This window comes from Gordonia sp. Z-3, from assembly GCF_036233855.1.
In the GTDB taxonomy this organism is placed as follows: Bacteria; Actinomycetota; Actinomycetes; order Mycobacteriales; family Mycobacteriaceae; genus Gordonia; species Gordonia tangerina.
In genome coordinates, this window is the sequence record NZ_JAZARS010000003.1 from 264,463 (window position 1) to 282,345 (window position 17,883).

Annotated in this window: 18 protein-coding genes; 13 read left to right on the plus strand and 5 right to left on the minus strand. The window is 66.6% G+C overall.

Annotated features, from left to right (window positions below; translation table 11 throughout):
* The first annotated feature begins 57 nt into the window (after window positions 1–57).
* From VX037_RS04850 to VX037_RS04880, 7 genes are all read left to right on the plus strand, one after another.
* Window positions 58–870 carry a helix-turn-helix transcriptional regulator gene (locus VX037_RS04850; RefSeq protein ID WP_235722358.1) on the plus strand — a complete coding sequence of 271 codons (813 nt, stop codon included), beginning with the start codon at window positions 58–60 and terminating at the stop codon, window positions 868–870.
* Entirely contained in the window at window positions 867–2,330 is a 1,464-nt protein-coding gene (sufB, locus tag VX037_RS04855) for a Fe-S cluster assembly protein SufB (RefSeq protein WP_266062209.1), read from the plus strand. The genes VX037_RS04850 and sufB overlap by 4 nt, the downstream gene beginning before the upstream one ends.
* Window positions 2,330–3,547, plus strand: coding sequence for a Fe-S cluster assembly protein SufD (sufD, locus tag VX037_RS04860; RefSeq protein WP_287014804.1), 1,218 nt, complete (start codon window positions 2,330–2,332; stop codon window positions 3,545–3,547). The genes sufB and sufD overlap by 1 nt, the downstream gene beginning before the upstream one ends.
* A gap of 116 nt (window positions 3,548–3,663) precedes the next feature.
* Entirely contained in the window at window positions 3,664–4,437 is a 774-nt protein-coding gene (gene sufC, locus VX037_RS04865; RefSeq protein WP_235722043.1) for a Fe-S cluster assembly ATPase SufC, read from the plus strand.
* Window positions 4,438–4,460: 23 nt separating this feature from the next.
* Window positions 4,461–5,744: a cysteine desulfurase gene (locus tag VX037_RS04870; RefSeq protein ID WP_328713396.1), complete on the plus strand. Its 1,284-nt coding sequence runs from the start codon at window positions 4,461–4,463 to the stop codon at window positions 5,742–5,744.
* Entirely contained in the window at window positions 5,744–6,199 is a 456-nt protein-coding gene (sufU, locus tag VX037_RS04875; RefSeq protein WP_235722042.1) for a Fe-S cluster assembly sulfur transfer protein SufU, read from the plus strand. Before VX037_RS04870 ends, sufU begins: the two co-directional genes overlap by 1 nt.
* Window positions 6,196–6,576, plus strand: coding sequence for a metal-sulfur cluster assembly factor (locus VX037_RS04880; RefSeq protein WP_235722041.1), 381 nt, complete (start codon window positions 6,196–6,198; stop codon window positions 6,574–6,576). The genes sufU and VX037_RS04880 overlap by 4 nt, the downstream gene beginning before the upstream one ends.
* A 3-nt stretch (window positions 6,577–6,579) precedes the next feature.
* Here VX037_RS04880 and VX037_RS04885 read toward each other — a convergent pair whose 3' ends face one another.
* On the minus strand, window positions 6,580–6,888 hold the full coding sequence (locus VX037_RS04885; RefSeq protein ID WP_328713398.1) for a hypothetical protein: 309 nt from the start codon (window positions 6,886–6,888) through the stop codon (window positions 6,580–6,582).
* 118 nt (window positions 6,889–7,006) lie between these two features.
* Between VX037_RS04885 and VX037_RS04890 the strand changes: the two genes are divergently transcribed.
* The 5 genes from VX037_RS04890 (at window position 7,007) to VX037_RS04910 (ending at window position 10,913) form a co-directional block, all read left to right on the plus strand.
* Complete coding sequence (locus VX037_RS04890; protein WP_328713400.1) at window positions 7,007–8,152, plus strand: helix-turn-helix transcriptional regulator; 1,146 nt, start codon at window positions 7,007–7,009, stop codon at window positions 8,150–8,152.
* A gap of 106 nt (window positions 8,153–8,258) precedes the next feature.
* Entirely contained in the window at window positions 8,259–8,621 is a 363-nt protein-coding gene (locus VX037_RS04895) for a J-domain-containing protein (RefSeq protein ID WP_235722356.1), read from the plus strand.
* An 81-nt stretch (window positions 8,622–8,702) separates the two neighbouring features.
* The gene (locus VX037_RS04900; protein WP_328713403.1) at window positions 8,703–9,686 is read left to right on the plus strand and encodes a glycosyltransferase family 2 protein; all 984 of its coding nucleotides are present in this window, start codon (window positions 8,703–8,705) and stop codon (window positions 9,684–9,686) included.
* 75 nt (window positions 9,687–9,761) lie between these two features.
* Window positions 9,762–9,923: a hypothetical protein gene (locus tag VX037_RS04905; RefSeq protein ID WP_235722037.1), complete on the plus strand. Its 162-nt coding sequence runs from the start codon at window positions 9,762–9,764 to the stop codon at window positions 9,921–9,923.
* A gap of 69 nt (window positions 9,924–9,992) precedes the next feature.
* Window positions 9,993–10,913 (plus strand): glycosyltransferase family 2 protein, encoded by a 921-nt coding sequence (locus VX037_RS04910; RefSeq protein ID WP_328713404.1) that lies wholly within the window; start codon window positions 9,993–9,995, stop codon window positions 10,911–10,913.
* Between the two features lie 20 nt (window positions 10,914–10,933).
* Here VX037_RS04910 and VX037_RS04915 read toward each other — a convergent pair whose 3' ends face one another.
* The 3 genes from VX037_RS04915 to VX037_RS04925 are packed head-to-tail and all read right to left on the minus strand — an operon-like array spanning window position 10,934 to window position 15,524.
* On the minus strand, window positions 10,934–12,232 hold the full coding sequence (locus VX037_RS04915; RefSeq protein WP_328713405.1) for a lipopolysaccharide biosynthesis protein: 1,299 nt from the start codon (window positions 12,230–12,232) through the stop codon (window positions 10,934–10,936).
* Entirely contained in the window at window positions 12,226–13,092 is an 867-nt protein-coding gene (locus VX037_RS04920; RefSeq protein WP_328713407.1) for a beta-1,6-N-acetylglucosaminyltransferase, read from the minus strand. The genes VX037_RS04915 and VX037_RS04920 overlap by 7 nt, the downstream gene beginning before the upstream one ends.
* Window positions 13,089–15,524 (minus strand): AMP-binding protein, encoded by a 2,436-nt coding sequence (locus VX037_RS04925; protein WP_328713409.1) that lies wholly within the window; start codon window positions 15,522–15,524, stop codon window positions 13,089–13,091. The genes VX037_RS04920 and VX037_RS04925 overlap by 4 nt, the downstream gene beginning before the upstream one ends.
* A gap of 193 nt (window positions 15,525–15,717) precedes the next feature.
* Between VX037_RS04925 and VX037_RS04930 the strand changes: the two genes are divergently transcribed.
* Window positions 15,718–16,965, plus strand: coding sequence for a lipopolysaccharide biosynthesis protein (locus VX037_RS04930; RefSeq protein WP_328713412.1), 1,248 nt, complete (start codon window positions 15,718–15,720; stop codon window positions 16,963–16,965).
* A gap of 1 nt (window position 16,966) precedes the next feature.
* Here VX037_RS04930 and VX037_RS04935 read toward each other — a convergent pair whose 3' ends face one another.
* Entirely contained in the window at window positions 16,967–17,881 is a 915-nt protein-coding gene (locus VX037_RS04935) for a glycoside hydrolase family 16 protein (protein WP_328713413.1), read from the minus strand.
* Between the last annotated feature and the right edge of the window lie 2 nt (window positions 17,882–17,883).

Sequence of the window (17,883 nt, forward strand, 5' to 3'; positions counted from 1 at the left end):
AGGCGACCCTTGCTGGCACCGGGGAAGCAATTACGTCACACTTGTGTTGTGAAAACCATGCGGAGCGATACGACGCTGCGATCAGCAGCGCATGCCGCCCCCGTGGACGGGGGAGCGGCCGGCCTCGGTCATCCCGATGGCCAGACCCGTGCTGCGGTGGTGTCACTGCTGGTCGAAGACGGACCCTTGACCGCTTCGGAGATCGCCGATCGGTTGGGGATAAGCGCTGCCGGTGTGCGCCGCCATCTGGAGGCGCTCACCGACGCCGGTGACGTCGAGACCTCGTCGTCGGGCTTCGGCCGAGCTCACCGCGGCCGGGGAAGACCGGCCAAGTGGTTCCAGCTCACGGCCACCGGCCGGGGCAAGTTGCGGCACGCCTATGACGATCTCGCGGGTGCGGCGATGCGCCGACTGCGCGCCGTCGGCGGCGAGGCGGCGGTCGAGGAGTTCGCGCGCGATCGTGTGGAGGAGATCGTGGCCGACGTCGTGCCCGCGCAGGAATCCGGTTCGGTCGCGGACACGGTCAACGAGATCGCCGACGCGCTCACCAGCGCCGGGTTCTCGGCCAACACGCGTCAGGTGGGTACCGGGATGCAGATCTGCCAGCATCACTGCCCGGTCGCACATGTCGCCACCGAGTTCCCCGAACTGTGTGAAGCCGAGACCGCGGTGTTCACCGAACTCCTCGGCACGCACGTGCAACGTCTGGCGACCATCGCCAACGGCGACTGCGCGTGCACCACCCACGTGCCGCTGCACCCTCCGCCGGAGAGTGCCCAGGTCCCGTCCGGGACCACCACGACGCAAGCGAGTGATGCACAGCCCGCATCCGCTCGAACACAGAAGACGAGTCGAAAGGCCTCGCGATGACAGTGACCGACCCGACCGCAACCGATACCGGAACACCGACGAAGCCTGCTCCGCTGACCCAAGAGGAGACCATCGCGTCGCTCGGCAACTACGGCTACGGCTGGGCCGACTCGGATGTCGCCGGCGCCAGCGCGCAGCGCGGTTTGTCCGATGCCGTCGTCGCCGACATCTCCGGCAAGAAGAACGAGCCGGAGTGGATGCTCGAGCAGCGACTCAAGGCGCTGCGCATCTTCGATCGCAAGCCGATGCCGCACTGGGGCGGCGACCTCGACGGGATCGACTTCGACAACATCAAGTACTTCGTCCGCTCCACGGAGAAGCAGGCGGCGAGCTGGGACGACCTGCCCGAGGACATCAAGAACACCTACGACAAGCTGGGCATCCCGGAGGCCGAGAAGCAGCGTCTGGTCGCCGGCGTCGCAGCCCAGTACGAGTCGGAGGTGGTCTACCACCAGATCCGCGAGGACCTGGAGGAGCAGGGCGTCATCTTCATGGACACCGACACCGGACTGCGTGAGCATCCGGAGATCTTCCAGGAGTACTTCGGCTCGGTCATCCCGGCCGGGGACAACAAGTTCTCCGCGCTCAACACCGCGGTGTGGTCGGGTGGTTCGTTCATCTATGTGCCGCCGGGCGTGCACGTCGACATCCCGCTGCAGGCCTACTTCCGCATCAACACCGAGAACATGGGGCAGTTCGAGCGGACGCTGATCATCGTCGACGAGGGTGCCTACGTGCACTACGTCGAGGGTTGCACCGCGCCGATCTACAAGACCGACTCGCTGCACTCGGCGGTCGTCGAAATCATTGTGAAGAAGGGCGGACGCTGCCGCTACACGACCATCCAAAACTGGTCGAACAACGTCTACAACCTGGTCACCAAGCGTGCCAAGGCCGAGGCCGGCGCCACCATGGAGTGGATCGACGGCAACATCGGGTCCAAGGTCACCATGAAGTACCCGGCCGTGTGGCTGACCGGTGAGCACGCCAAGGGCGAGGTCCTCTCGGTCGCGTTCGCCGGTGAGGGGCAGCATCAGGACACCGGCTCCAAGATGGTGCATCTGGCCCCGAACACGTCGAGCAACATCGTTTCCAAGTCCGTTGCGCGCGGCGGCGGGCGAGCCTCGTACCGCGGCCTGATCAAGGTCAACAACGGTGCCCACGGCAGTCGGTCCACGGTGAAATGCGATGCGCTGCTGGTCGACACGATCTCCCGCAGCGACACCTACCCGTACGTCGACATCCGTGAGGACGACGTGACCATGGGCCACGAGGCCACCGTCTCCAAGGTGAGCGACGATCAGCTCTTCTACCTCATGAGCCGTGGCCTCACCGAGGACGAGGCGATGGCCATGGTGGTGCGCGGATTCGTCGAGCCGATCGCCAAGGAACTCCCGATGGAGTACGCCCTCGAACTCAACCGCCTCATCGAACTGCAGATGGAAGGAGCCGTCGGCTGATGGCCGATCCGACTATTCCGACGACCGGCAGCCCGGCAACCAACAGCACTGCCGGCACCCCCGGACTGACCACGACGGCCGTCAACAAGGGTGAGATGTTCACCTCGTTCGACGTCGACGCTTTCGAGATCCCTAGCCCGCGCGAAGAGGTCTGGCGGTTCACGCCGTTCCGCCGCCTGCGCGGACTGCACGACGGCAAGGCCACCCGCACCGCCGAAGCGCAGGTCACGGTCGAGGGCGCCGGTGACGGCGTCTCGGTGCAGACCGTAGGGCGCGACGACGCGCGGCTCGGCGACGGCGGCGTCCCGTTCGATCGCATCGCAGCGCAGGCGTACACGTCGTTTACTCAGGCCACCGTGGTCACCGTCGGCAAGGAGGTCGATCACACCGACCCGATCACGCTGACCGTGACCGGGCCGGGCGTCGACGAGGTGGCCTTCGGTCACATCCAGATCCGGCTCGAACCGTTCGCCCGCGCCGTGGTGGTCCTCGACCAGAAGGGCAGCGGCACCTACGCGGAGAACGTCGAGTTCGTCGTTGGTGACCAGGCATCGTTGACCGTGGTGAACGTGCACGACTGGGCCGACGATGCCGTGCATGTCGCCGCCCACCATGTGCGTGCGGGTCGTGACTCGACGATTCGTCATTTCGCCGTCAGCCTCGGTGGCAATCTGGTCCGGCTCTCGCCGGTGGTGCACTACGACGCACCAGGTGGCGACGTCGAACTGTGGGGCCTCTACTTCGCCGACGCCGGCCAGCACCTCGAGCAGCGTCTACTCGTCGACCACAGTCAGCCGCACTGCCGCTCGAATGTGGTGTACAAGGGTGCGCTGCAAGGTGATACGACCGGCGATCGCACCCGCGAAGCCCACACCGTGTGGATCGGTGACGTCCTGATCCGTGCGGAAGCCGAGGGCACCGACACCTTCGAGCTCAACCGCAACCTGGTGCTGACAGATAACGCCCGCGCCGACTCGGTACCGAACCTCGAGATCGAGACCGGAGAGATCGTCGGCGCCGGACATGCCAGCGCCACCGGACGTTTCGACGACGAACAGCTGTTCTATCTGCAGGCCCGCGGCATCCCCGAGGATCAGGCGCGTCGCCTGGTGATCCGGGGCTTCTTCCGCGAGGTCATCGCCAAGATCGGCGTCCCGGACCTGCGCGAACGGCTCGAAGCCGCGATCGAAGAAGAACTCGAACTCGCCGGCGCCTGACCTGTACCTCCGCTGATCGAGTAACCCGAGACACCACCCGCTGATCGAGTAGTCCGAGGCGCTGGCCGAGGACGTATCGAGATCGAGATCACCAGCCCTAGAAAGAAACACACCACATGACCACACTGGAAATTCGTGACCTGCACGTCGACGTCGCGCAGAGCGACACCGACGCCGAACCCATCCACATCCTCAAGGGTGTCGACCTGACCGTGTCGTCCGATCAGACGCACGCGATCATGGGACCCAATGGTTCGGGTAAGTCGACGCTGTCCTACGCCATCGCCGGACACCCGAAGTATCAGGTGACCCAGGGGTCGATCACCCTCGACGGCGAGGACGTCCTCGAGATGAGCGTCGACGAGCGGGCCCGCGCCGGTCTCTTCCTGGCCATGCAGTACCCGGTCGAGGTGCCCGGCGTGTCGATGTCGAACTTCCTGCGCACGGCGGCCACCTCGGTACGAGGTGAGGCCCCGAAGCTGCGCCACTGGGTCAAGGAGACCAAGGAGGCGATGAGCGCGCTGGAGATCGATCCGTCGTTCGGCGAGCGCAGCGTCAACGAGGGCTTCTCCGGTGGTGAGAAAAAGCGTCACGAGATCCTGCAGCTCGATCTGCTCAAGCCGAAGATCGCGATCCTCGACGAGACCGACTCGGGACTCGACGTCGACGCGTTGCGCGTGGTGAGCGAGGGTGTCAACCGATACAAGGCCACCGAACACGGCGGCATCCTGCTGATCACCCACTACACGCGCATCCTGCGCTACATCAAGCCGGACTTCGTCCACGTGTTCGTCAACGGTCGCGTGGTCGAGTCGGCCGGTCCCGAACTCGCCGACGAACTCGAAGAGAACGGCTACGTGCGGTTCACCTCGGCAGCTGCCGCGGGCTGAGCCCAGTCGAAGGAGGTGCAGACGTGACGATCTCACCGGATGTGGTGGCGTCGCAGCCTATCGATGTGGACCGTCTGAGGGCCGACTTCCCTATCCTGGCGCGCACGGTTCGCGACGGGAAACGGTTGGTGTACCTGGATTCCGGCGCGACATCGCAGCGCCCGGTCCAGGTGCTCGACGCCGAACGCGACTTCCTCATTACACACAACGCTGCTGTTCATCGCGGGGCGCATCAGCTGGCCGAGGAGGCCACCGACGCCTACGAGGATGCACGTGCCGCGATCGCCGAGTTCGTTGGTGCGACCTCGGAGACGATCGTGTTCACCAAGAACGCGACCGAGGCCATCAACCTCGTCGCCTACACACTCTCCGACGACCGGTCAGCCGCCCTGCTGGGCGGGCGGCGCCTGGGTGCCGGGGACACCGTGGTCATCACCGAGCTCGAGCATCACGCCAACCTCGTCCCGTGGCAAGAGCTGTGCCGCAGGACCGGAGCCACCCTCAAGTGGTACGGCGTAACCGACGACGGACGTATCGACCTGGACTCGCTGGAGCTCGACGAGACCGTCAAGATCGTCTCCTTCACCCACCAGTCCAATGTCACCGGGGCAGTGTCCGACGTTGACGAACTCGTCCGGCGCGCACGGGCGGTGGGCGCCCGAGTGGTGCTCGACGCGTGCCAGTCGGTGCCGCATGCACCGGTGGATTTCACGGCGCTCGACGTCGATTTCGCTGCGTTCTCCGGACACAAGATGTTCGGCCCGTCGGGCGTGGGGGTGCTCTACGGCAAGCCGGAACTCCTCGAGTCCCTGCCACCTTTCGTCACCGGCGGGTCGATGATCGAGTTGGTCACGATGGAGACCTCGACGTATGCGCCGGCACCGCAGCGCTTCGAGGCCGGCGTGCCGATGACCTCGCAGGTGGTGGGGCTGGGGGCAGCCGTCGAGTATCTGAACCAGATCGGCATGGATGCGATCGCGGCCCATGAGCATCGACTCACCGTGTACGCCCTGGAACGCCTCGGCACAATCGATGGGCTACGCATCATCGGCCCACAGACGGCCACTGATCGCGGCGGTGCTGTCGCGTTTTTGACCGAGGGTGTGCATGCACACGATCTCGGGCAGATCCTCGACGACGAGGGTGTGGCGATTCGCGTGGGTCATCATTGCGCCTGGCCGTTGCATCGACGTTTCGGTGTGGCCGCGACCGCTCGGGCATCGTTCGCCGCGTACAACACCACCGCCGAGGTCGACGCGCTGGTCGACGCGATCGTCAAGGCCCAGAGCTTCTTCGGAGTGCGCTGATGCGGATGGAGCAGATGTACCAGGAGGTGATCCTGGATCACTACAAGCATCCGCACGGTCGTGGCCTGCGTGAGCCATTCGGTGCCGAGGTGCACCACGTCAACCCGACCTGCGGTGACGAGGTGACCCTGCGCGTCGCGGTCTCGGCGGACAACACAACGATCGAGGACATCTCCTACGACGGTCAGGGCTGTTCGATTTCACAGGCTTCCACCTCGGTGCTCTACGACCAGCTGGTCGGGGAGTCGGTGGACGACGCACTGGCCACCGTCGAGTCGTTCAACTCGATGATGACCTCGCGGGGTGCCGATGAAGGAAACGAAGATCTGATCGGCGACGGCATCGCGTTCGCTGGTGTCAGCAAGTATCCAGCGCGGGTGAAGTGTGCGCTGTTGGGATGGATGGCGTTCAAAGACGCGTTGTCACAAACGGTCGACGCAAAGGAGTCAGCATGAGCGAGGAAATCACCGCGCCGGAGGCGCCCGAAACAGCACAGCCTGAGGCGCCGAACACGTCGCTGCCTCAACTCGAGGATGTCGAAGAGGCGATGCGCGACGTCGTCGACCCGGAACTCGGTATCAACGTCGTCGATCTCGGTCTGGTGTACGGCATCGAGGTCACCGACGAGGCGGTGGCCAAGATCGACATGACCCTCACCTCGGCAGCGTGCCCGCTGACCGATGTGATCGAGGATCAGTCGCGCGGAGCACTCGTCAGCAGCGGGTTGTGCACCGACCTGGAGATCAACTGGGTCTGGATCCCGCCGTGGGGTCCGGACAAGATCACCGATGACGGCCGCGAGCAGCTGAGGGCGCTCGGCTTCACGGTGTAGCTGTCAGCGGTGCTGCGACGAAGCATACTGGTGGACGTCGAGGATCTCGCGCACCTGTGGCCGGTCATGGCCGCGTGCCACACATCGTGATCGATTGCTGTCCCAGATGTTCTGCAGTACGCCGATGAAGTGCTCGGCCTGCTCTTTCGCGCAAAAGTCGAGGTCGACGTAGACCTCTGTCGGATCGTCGAGGTTCCGCGTGACTCGGTATGCGGTGACTCCCGCGCCCGCGCGGAACCCTTCGGCCTGTGCGAATGCGTCGTGCCAGCGGCCGTAGTCGTCGGTCACGGTGGCGACATGCAGTGCGAACATGACTTTCTCCCTGTTGTTGTGGTGTCCGTGTGACCTCAACGTAGAGCCCTGGTCTGCGGTGCCACCATCCCCAACTCCGGGGATCTTCGCCCGGTCGCCGGCAGGATAGGGTGAGATCATGCGTGCCGATCTCGTGGCGCGGGTGGAACGAACCTGCTCCCGGCGCCAGGACGCGAAAGGACTGCGGTCGGCAGTCCTCGAGCACTTGCGTGACGAGTTCGCCTTCGACGGCTACGTATGGCTGCTCACCGATCCACAGACCAGCGTCGGGACATCACCGTTGGCCGCGATTCCCGGTTTGCCGTGGCACCGGCTTCCGGCGCTCATCACCGCACGCTATCTCGCCACCGCCAACCGCTGGACGGCGTTGACGTCGTCCCCTCGGCAGGTCGGAAGGCTCTCTGCGGCAACCGAATCCGAGCTCGCCGGGTCGCAACTGTGGCGAACGGAATTGGCGAAGCTCGGCGTCGTCGACATCGCCTCGGTGGTCTTCGCCGACAAACACGGGTATTGGGGATGGCTCGATCTCTGGCGATCGAACGGCCGCCGACTGTTCGACGATGCCGATCTGGAGCTCCTCGCGCAGATCCGGTCCGCCGTGACACCTGCGCTGCGCGGGTGTCAGGTCCGATGCTTCGGGGACCGCGTCGACGGTGCACGTGCTGGTCCGTCGGTACTCGTGCTGGCGCCGGACCTGTCGGTCCATGGGCAGACCGCGGAAGCAGGGCGACAGTTGTATCGGCTCAATCCTCCCGATCCCGGTCCCGACGGTGCGCCGCCGGATGTGCCGGCCATTCCTGCAGCTGCCTACAACGTTGCTGCGCAACTGGTTGCGCGCGAGCGCGGTGTCGATGGCCAGCCCGCCCGTGCGCGGGTGCACATCGCCGGGGTGGGCTGGCTCACGCTGGAGGCCGATCGGATGATCGGAGCGGCACCCGTCGACGAGCGCGACATCGCCGTCACGATCGAACCATCCGGGTTCACCGATCGGCGTGACGTTTTCGGTCGGGTACACGGTCTCACCCGCCGCGAAGTCGACGTGCTCGAATCGGTGCTGCGTGGCGCGGACACTCACGCGATCGCGCGGGAATTGACGGTGTCCGAGCACACCGTCAACGATCACGTGAAAGCGATACTTACGAAGACGGGATGCCCGAACCGACACGGGCTCGTGGCGCGGGTGGCCGGTGACCTACCGGCAGATGCACGCGTCGACGAGGGCATTCTCGGTCGTGGGGACGCCCCGGGTCGATGCGCGGTGTAGAACTGCACACGTGGGTGAACCGTCGGATGAGCATGCGGCATCGGACGGGCGGTTTCGGCGCGTGCGGCGCTGGAAACCGCCCGTCTACGAGTCACGCGTGGAAAAGATGATCCGGGAGGCGACCGAACGTGGCGAGTTCGACAACCTGGACGGTATGGGCAAGCCCCTCGATCTCAGTGACGCCGACGACCCCGACTGGTGGGTCAAACGCAAGATCCGGGACGAGAATCTGGACTCCTCGGCATTGCTCCCGATGCCACTGCAACTGAGAAAAGAGGCGCAGGGCTTTCCGGAGTCGCTGCGCCACATCGCCGACGAGGTCGCGGTGCGGGAGATCCTGATCGATTTCAATCGTCGTGTGCGCGAAGCCCACCTGAGCAGTCGGGCCGGACTTCCGACCCTGGTGACCGCGCACACCGTCGACGTCGATGCCCTGGTGTTGCGCTGGCGTACGCTACGCGAGCGCTGACGGGGGCCCGGCCGGAAGGGGACCGCAAGATTAGGGTAGCCTAATCCCAGATCGTCCGGTCTTCGGTGATGGGGGTGTCGAATGCCGACCGTTGGCGTCGTGATCCCGCTCTATCGGTGCGCGCCCCACGTTCGGGGGTGTCTGGAATCCGTGCTCGCCCAGACCCGGCCGATCGATGAGATCGTTCTCGTCGACGATCGTGGCGATGATGACTCGGTCGGCATCGCCACCGCCACCCTCGATGGACAGGGGCGTTCCTACATCCTCCTCACGCAGCCCCACAACAAAGGGCTCGGCGCCGCACGTAACACAGGTCTGGCCGCCCTGACCACCGACCTCGTGTGGTTCCTCGACAGCGACGACCAGGTCGATGCCGAGTTCGTCGAAACACTCGTCGACGCACTCGAGGCCGCAGACGCAGATTTCGCGGTCACCCGCACGCGGCGTGTCGATGAAGCAGGGAACACGCTGCAGATCGACGAGGAGCAAGTTCGGGCGCCCGTGGTCACCGGAACGCACTACGCACGCGAGCTGATCAGTGGCGGCGCCAAGGGATATGCATGCACCAAGATGTTTCGCCGGGAGGTGCTCGGTGCACGTCCTTGGGCGGAGGGCCAGGCCTACGAAGACATCGGTACCAGTGTGCGCATTGCGCTGTCGTCACGACGCGTGGCGATGGTCGATCGACCCTTGTACCACTACCTCTATCGGGAGGGTTCGATCTCGACCACCATGTCGCCGGCGACCCTCGACCTGTTCACCGTCGAAGACGACATCCGCGAGCTGTTGTGCGAGTCATCGCTCGAGCACGATTGGCGCCGCGAGTTCACTGGATTCCGGTATCGGGAGGTCCTGACCTCGGTCGCACATCTGGCCATGCGTGACCAGCACGCCCAGGGAACACGATCGGGTCTGCAGCACACCGCCATCAGCCAGGTGCGCACCCGGATCGCGCTCCGGGACATCCCGATACTGTGGCAGGGCAGGCACTACCGGGAAATGGTGTTCGCCGGTCTGGTCAAGTACCTCCCCGGCATGTACTCGGCCATCCTGCGTCGCCGTTGACGGGTCGATGGGCGCGGTGGGCGTTGCTACGCTGGGGGACGTACGGACCAACGCGAGTTTCGAAAGAGGTGCGCGATGACCGTCAACGATCCGATCCCGTCTGCCGATGACGCCGATCTCATCGAGCAGTCGATGGAGGTCGATGAGGGCGATGACGACTACCCGGCCACCAGCCACGACACCGTCAGCGACGAAACCGAGGCCATCGCGCCGGTGACACCGGGCCAACGACACTGACATCCTCGGCTCACCCCAGGGGTGCTCCCGCCTGCCGCCGCCAGCAGCTATTAGGTTAACCTAAGTTGGTTGTCTCAACGGGTCGTCGGATGGAGCGGATGGGCAATGGCGCCGACACGGATACCGCTGATCACCATCCTGATGCCGGTGTACAACGCGGCGGGCTACATCGCTGATGCGGCTCGTTCGGTGATGGCCGGAGATCCCATCGACCTCGAACTGTTGGTCGTCGACGACGGGTCGACCGACGGCGGGATGGATGAACTCGCCGCGTTGGGCGATCCGCGCATCAGGGTGGTGCGTCAGCCGAACTCCGGGCTGATCGCGGCCCTGAACGCCGGGCTGGACGAGGCGCGTGGCACGTACCTGGCTCGGATGGATGCCGATGATCTGTCCGTCCCGGGACGACTGACGGCACAAGTGCGCTGGCTCGAGGAACGACCGACAGCGGTCGTGTGCGGTACGGACTACGAGATGTTCGGGACGATGACCGGTCGGGTGCGCATGCCCCGTGGCGATCGGGCTTGTCGGGAGCGGCTGCTGCTGGCGAGTTGTCACTGCGGCGCGTCGGTGATGATGCGTCGGAAAGTGCTCGCCCGGAACGGCTTACGCTACGACCCCAAGTATCCGCACGCCGAGGATTACGAGTTCTTCTCCCGGCTGGCCGAGCACGGTGAACTCGGCAACCTCCCGATGGTCGGCTACCGGTATCGCACACACAGCGCGCAGGTCAGTGCACGGCACGCCGAGATCCAGCGGGCGACTCATCTCCGGGTGGCCGCCGCATACGCCGAGCGGACGGGGAGGCGGCCGGTGTCGGAGGCCACCATCCGTCAGTTGATGTGGCCGGCCCCCGCACCGGTGATCCGGACCACCATGTCGACGGCGGCTGCAGCGGCCGCCGCCCTTCGTCAACGGCCGGGCATGGAAACGGCCCGGTTCGGCGGGCGCCGGGTGGTCGAGGCAACGCTGAACGCCGTCAAGGACTGACCGCGGCTTCCTGAGCCTGCTCACCCCACCAGCGGGCGGGCCGGTGCGACCGGTGACGGTTCGCCCGCCATCTCCCGAACGCCGCGTGCGAGGGGCCGTGCGACGAGCGCCAACGCCACGGTGGCCGATGCCAGCGAGGCAAGCCCGACCCCGGTCAGGCCGAGAGGTCCGATCAGGACAAATGCTCCGCCCACGGTGACGATCACCATCACGATCTGCGTGATCAGCATCAGCCGCATTCGCCGCTGCAACTGCGCGATGAGGAAGTAGGTGAGCACCACCGTCTCCACGACCGCGGTGCCTGCCATGATCACCATCAACCAGCCTGCGGACTCGACGTACTCACGGCCGGCGAGGAGCAGGACGATGGGTCCGCCGATGGCCACGCCGACAACGGTCAGCGCGGTGACGCCGGTCAGCATGCGTCGCAGATGACGAAGCAGCGCCGGACGATCCGCAGAGGGTTGGGACGCTTCCACCACGAACGCGGAACCGACCGCGCTGCGCAGCAGCCCGGCAGCCGTACACATCGTCCACGCGAGGTTGAAGTAGGCATTGGCGGTGGTGCCCAACTCGTGCACAACGATCAACGGCACCACCAACGGCGTGGTGGAACTGACCAGGGTCATGGTGAAGAAGGCGCCTTGAAAGGCAAGCATCTCGCGGGCGGGCGGGAGCTGGTCGCCCCTCTCGCCGCGCCGGGCGGCTGCGTGACGCACCGCGTGGAACACGAAGGCGGTGGTGATGACGGCGGCCAGCACCGTCCACGATCCGGTGATCGACAGTGCCGAACCGCTGCCGGCCAGTAGGAACAACGGGACGATCTTGATCACCGACAACGTGATGTTCTTGGTGGCCACGGCTGGTGCGCGCCGTAGGCCGGTCAGGATCGGATCGGTGAGCGCGTAGAGGGCGAACACGATCACCACCAGAGGAAACGTGGCCCTCTCCACGGTGGTCAGCAGGATGCGGTCGCCGAATCCCGTCAGCACGAATCCGGTGCCCAAGACCACCGCGGCGGTGCAGACGATCGCGTAGCCGCCGGCCACCAACCTCGCCGACCGGTCGCCGGCGATGGGCAGGAACCGTTGGAAGGCGCCACCGAGCGACAGACATGACAGCGATGCCAACGCGGTGGCGGTGCTGACCACCGCAGAGGCCTGGCCGACTGCCGCCGCGGGAAAACATCGCCCCGCGACAACCCAGTAGACGAGGCCCAGCAGCCCGGTCGCCAGCGACGAGATCATCAGCGCACCGGCGTTGACCACCAATCGGTTGGCGGTGACCCGGTTGGCGGTGTTGGTGGAACGGTTCAGCATGTGGGGACCATCCGCCAGGTCCAGTCGGCGCCGGCCTTGCGGGCGAACATGGCCGGACCGGCGCGTGCGCGCGCAAGCGATTCGGCGGTCAGCTCGGGCGGTCGCAGTGCCGTCGGATCCGACCAGTCGATGAAATGCTGACCGTGCACCGTGTGATCAGGACACTCGGTGAGCGCGGAGTACTCCTGCGCGATCATTTCCCGGTAGCGGGTCGCCATCAGCGCCGAGTGGATCACGAATTCGTCGGGACAGTGCGAGAAGCGGTGGCGTCGCAGCCACTTCGGGTGATCGTCGATCACCTTGCGGGCTGCGGCGACCGCGTCATCGGTGAGCGACCACCATTGCGATCCCTGGAAGATCGGCAGGGTGATGTCCGTCCTGCGTGGTATCCGGCCGGAGAGCCGAAGCCGGTCGAGCAGGGGATGGTCGGGGAAGTGGTACGTGGTGATCTTCTGCGCCATCGGCTGATCGGGGCTGTCGATCCGTCGGTCGACCCGGATCAGTTCGTCGTCGCCGGACCACAGGTCGATCAGTTCGGGCAGGTCGCGCAGCAGCACGTCGGTCCCGGACAGAAGTGAATGCCGGTGATAGCGGCCGCCGTTGGCTCGGGCTTGGTCGAGCAGTGCGAAGGTGGCGCGCAGTTGACTCAGCCCGCCCCACCGGACCCGTACCCGTCGGTGGTGCGGCACGAAGTGTGCGGTGATCCCGCGGGGTAGCGCATCGACGAACATCGGTTGCGCCACACCTGCATCGATGTGGATGTAGACGTCGATGCGGGCGTGGTGCAACGACTCGACGAGAGCGCCGAGCAGCTGAGGTTTGTCGTGCGCCATGATGTGCGCGGCGAATCGTGCGCTCACACCGGCACTCCCGACAATGCGGATCGGACGAGGTCGGCGGTGCGATCGACATGCGGTGAGCGCAGCATGCCGTTGTGATCGCCGCCGACGCGGTGGACCGCGCGGCACTCGGGTGCCACCGAATACCACCACTCCGCGAGATCCGGATTGTCCTCGGCCAGCACGGCGGTGAGGGCACCGGGATAGGGCCGCAGTCGATGCAGCATCGCCGAACGGCGGCCGAGCTCGTGGAACAGCGCCCACTGTGCTTCGGTTGGTCGCCGCCACCACCCGGCGGTCAACAGAGCCATGCGGGTGCGCCACAACTCGGTGCGCCGGGCCGGGGCGCGCGACTGCGCCGCGTCAGCCGCCGACGCGGTGCAGTCGGTCAACGCGACACTGCTGCGGGTGCCCAGCGGACCGGTGAGAATGGTGTCGAGGCAGACGATGTGACTGACCTCTCGGCCGGATCGGGCCAGGATGTGCGCGGCCTCCATGGCGATCACGCCGCCGAGGGAGTGTCCGACGAACTGATACGGTCCGGTCGGGTCGATCGCAGTGATGTGGTCGACGCACCGACGGGCCGCGCGAGTGATGGTCCAATCGGGCAGTCCGCGGCGCTCCAGGGCATGCGCCTGTAATCCGATCACTCGGTATCCCCGCATCCGACGCGACAGCGGTGCGAACGCGAGCGCAGCTTCGCCGGCGCCGGCGAACGCGAAGACCAGCGGTCGCCCGGCCGATCGAATGAGGTTGTCGTCCACGGACGGGAGTTCGGCAACAACTCCGGCGCCGGCATGGTCGGCTTGTCCATCGATGCGCGTGGCCAGCGCGGCCAGGGTGCCGGCGCTGACAACGGTCGACGGGGAGATCCGGACGCCGAAGGTGTCCTCGATCCGCCGGATCAGTTCGACAGCGGTCAACGAGTCACCGCCGAGAGACGTGAAGTCGTCGTCGGCGCCGATATCGCTCACCGACAACAGATCCGCCCAGATCGGCGCCAGCAGACCCTCCGTCACACTTCTCGGCGCCACCCGCGGCGCACGATCGACCGGGTCGGGCAGGGCGGTGCGGTCGACCTTGCCGTTGCTGGTGCGGGGCAGTGCCGCAACCATGATGAGATGGGTCGGCTGCATCCAGGTCGGCAGCACCGTGCCCAGCGCGGCACGGACGTCGGCGACCGCGGGAGGCCGCCTGCCCGGGGTCGGGGCCAGATGGGCCACGATCTCGGGACGTCCCCGCGTCGTGGTGATCGTGACGACCGCATCGTCGATGCCCGCGACGGCCATCGCGGCCGAGGTGATCTCGGCGATGTCCACGCGGTAGCCGCGGATCTTGATGGTGTCGTCGGTGCGGCCCACGAGATGCAGCTCGCCATCGTGGAAGCGACCCCGGTCACCCAGTCTGTGGTCGCGGCGCCCGTCAGCAGCGGATTCGAAGAGCTCTACCCGGCCGTCGACGACGTAGCCCGACGCGATGTGGGCCGAAGTGACATGGACGTGCCCGATCTCGCCGTCGGGCAACGTGGTTCCGGCGTCGTCGACGATGCGGATCTGCTTGTGCCGCGCCGGTCGGCCGGCGCTGAGCATCCCGTCCGGCAGCGGGCATGCGGGCGGAACCACGTTGAAGGTGAGGTTCCCGGTCTCCGAAGAACCCGATCTATTGATGAACGTCGCCGAGGGGGCGAGTGCGCGTAGCGCCCGCACATCCGCCGAGTGGACGGCTTCGCCGCAGGTGGCGACCACACCCACAGCGTGTAGTGCCGCATGGGCGTCGGGTTCGCCGCAGATCGCACGGAGGAGGGCCGGACTCAGGTGCAGAGAGTCCGGCGCGTGGTGCCGCAGCGCCTGCACTGCCGCGTCGACGCCGTCGAGGCGGGGTTCCACCAGGTGCAGCGTCGCACCGTTGAAGAGGGCGGCCAGGGTGATGTCGAGCCCGCCGCCGTATCCGACCGGCAGGGCCTGAGCGGCCCGGTGGTCGGGGCCCAGGCCGAGTTCCTCACCGAGTTCCTCGATCTGGTTGAGCCACAATGCAGCCGGATGCAAGACGGCCTTCGGCCGACCCGTGCTACCCGAGGTGAACGCGATCACCAGGCACGACGGCGGTATCCGCACGGTCGCGGGCGGTGGCCCGGCGGCGGTCGCCGCAGCCGGGAGATCGCAGTCCGGGAGGTCGCAGCCCGGGAACGCACGCGCGTGCACCGCGCCGACCATGGCGCGCACCCGCTCGGATGGCAGGGCGGCGTCGACGGGAACCACCGGACGGCCCGACAGCAGCGCGGCGATCAGTGCGGCCACCGCGTCGCCGGACCCGTCGAGACGCACCGCCAGCGGCCGCGGGTCGTCGGCCCCGCCGATCCGGTCGCTGCGCTGTGCGACCTGCCGTCCCAGTTCCGCGTAGGTGATCAAGGCCTGCCCTGTGTGCACCGCCGTGCGGTCGGCGTGTGCGGACACCACAGCAGCGAACCTGTCGCTCAGGACTGCTTGTGGTGTCAACGGTCTGGACCCCCTGTTCGTGCTCGCGGCGAGGTACGTGCGAGACATTGGTTAGGTTAGCCTACTGTTACCTGTCGGAGCGGGGCGGCTCGGTAGCTGCGCTGTGGGATCTCCTACACGAAATGGGGAAGCAATGGGGTCGCGGACGTCGGTGGCACCCGGAATCGAGCGGAACTCCCTGGCGCTCGCGATCTCCGGCGTCGTCACCGCGGGGGTTGGGCTCGTCTACTGGATCGTGATGGGCCGTCTCTACCCGCCCGGCGAGGTCGGCGCTGCGGCAGCGGTTATCACCACCGCGACGATGTTGTCGGCCTTCGGGAATCTCGGGTTGGGCGCGTATTTCGAGCGGTTCCTGCCGATCGCGGGCGCTCGCAGCGTGCGGCTCCCCATCCGAGGACTCGCCGTCGGCGCCTCGGTGGGAGCTCTGCTCGGACTCGGCTTCCTGCTCGTCGGCCCCACTTCAGAGATGTTCGCCTCGCCGGCGCAGATGGCACTGTTTCCGGTTGTGGTGGTGGTGCTGTCGGGGTTCGCGCTGCTCGACCACATCTCGATCGCGATGCAACGCGCCGATTGGGCGGCGCGCAAGAACATCGCCCACGCCGTCCTGAAACTCCTTGTGGCGGCGGGTGTGGCGGCGGTGGCCGGACGTCTGGGCATGATTCTCGGTTGGGTGGTGACCGCAGCCTTGTTGAGCGGTGCTCTGTGGGTGGTGGCACGCCGCGCGTTGGTGCAGGCGGCGCGCACACCCGCGGCCGTCGACGTGGATCTGCCCCCGTGGTCGCAGCAGTGGCGCTTCATCGCCGGCAACTACGGCATCTACGTCGCGAGTTCGCTGACGCCGCTGCTGTTGCCGCCGGTGGTGATCGGACTTCTCGGCGCCGAGTCCAACGCCTATTTCGCGATCGTATGGTCGCTGGTGAGTGCCGTGTTGGTGCTGATGACGATGCTGATGGGCCCCTATGTTGCCGCGGTCAGCGCGGCGCCCGAGGACGTGGTGTCGTTGACGAGACGTTTCGTAGCGATCCTGGCGGTGGTGGCGGGGGTCGCGTCGCTCGGTCTGCTGACCGTCGGGCCGCTGCTCCTGCGACTCGCAGGGCCCGGTTACAGTGATGCGGGGACACCGCTGATGCGGTTGGCTGCGATCGCGATTCCCTGCGCCGTGGCCGGACTGGCGTTCACCGCGATCTGCCGGGTGCGGCGCAGACTGCTTCCCGCACTGCTGGTCCAGTCGCTCAATGCCGTCGTGATGCTCACCCTCTGTGCGCTGTGGATCTCCCGGGACGGACTGGCCGGCGCGGGATGGGCCATGATCGTGGCCGAGGCGATCACCACCGTGCTGGTGGCCATTCCCGTGGCCCGCGCCCTGCTCGATCGGCCACCGCGGCGATATCCGGGGTGACTCACTCGCCGATCTGTATCGCACCGGGGGTGGGGCTGAAGTAGCCCTCGGCGGCCGAGGCGAACTCTGCGCTCGGTCGGTACACACTGACCCAGTCCACCTCGAGATCCGCGCTCTGCGGCCTCGGTTCGTCATCGCCGCACGGCGTCATACCCCAGTCCAGGCGCCGCTCGCAGGCACCTGCCTCGACTTGCATGCCGAGCCACATGGGCGTGTTCGGAACCATGTCGGCCGAACGCACCTCGGCCCACACCTGGCCGTCGAGCAGGTAGCGGATCAGGCCCGGCAGCCACTCGACCCCGACCGTGTGCCAGTCGATGAAGCGACCCGCGATGTCGGCGTTGGCCTTTCGGTTCTGGCCCGCGCTCTGCCAGTGCACGAACGCCGACATCTCGTCGCGCATCGCCGACACCGATTCGGCGAAGTCGATCTCCGGCGGCCACTGCTCGTTCTGCGGCCACAGTAGTAGGTGATAGGACAGGTCGGCGCTGGGATCGGCGCGCATGCGCACCTCCCACCGCCCATAGGTCTGGGTCACCGGATAATTGGAGACACCGCCGGTCACCCATCCGGTGGGTGTCCGTTCGCCGGCCAGCCGAAGCGTGCCGTCGGCCAGCGTGACCATCGACTCGTCCCATGTCCCCACGGGATTGCCGCCCGGGCTGCCCGCATAAGTACCCCACTGTTCGCCGAGCGAACACCGATCGAAGTCGTCGACGAAGACCTGTTCCCACGCAGGTCCCGCCGCCGATGGTGCCGGTGCCGTTGCATTCACCGCATCGGGCTGCGGACAGGCTGCGCCACCGGTGGTCGGTGCTTCATCGGCGGACCCCGATGCCGCGGTGCAGGCGGACACCATGGCGACGAGCGGGACCAGTGCGGTACTGAGCAGGCGACGTGGCGCGCCCACCCTCACCG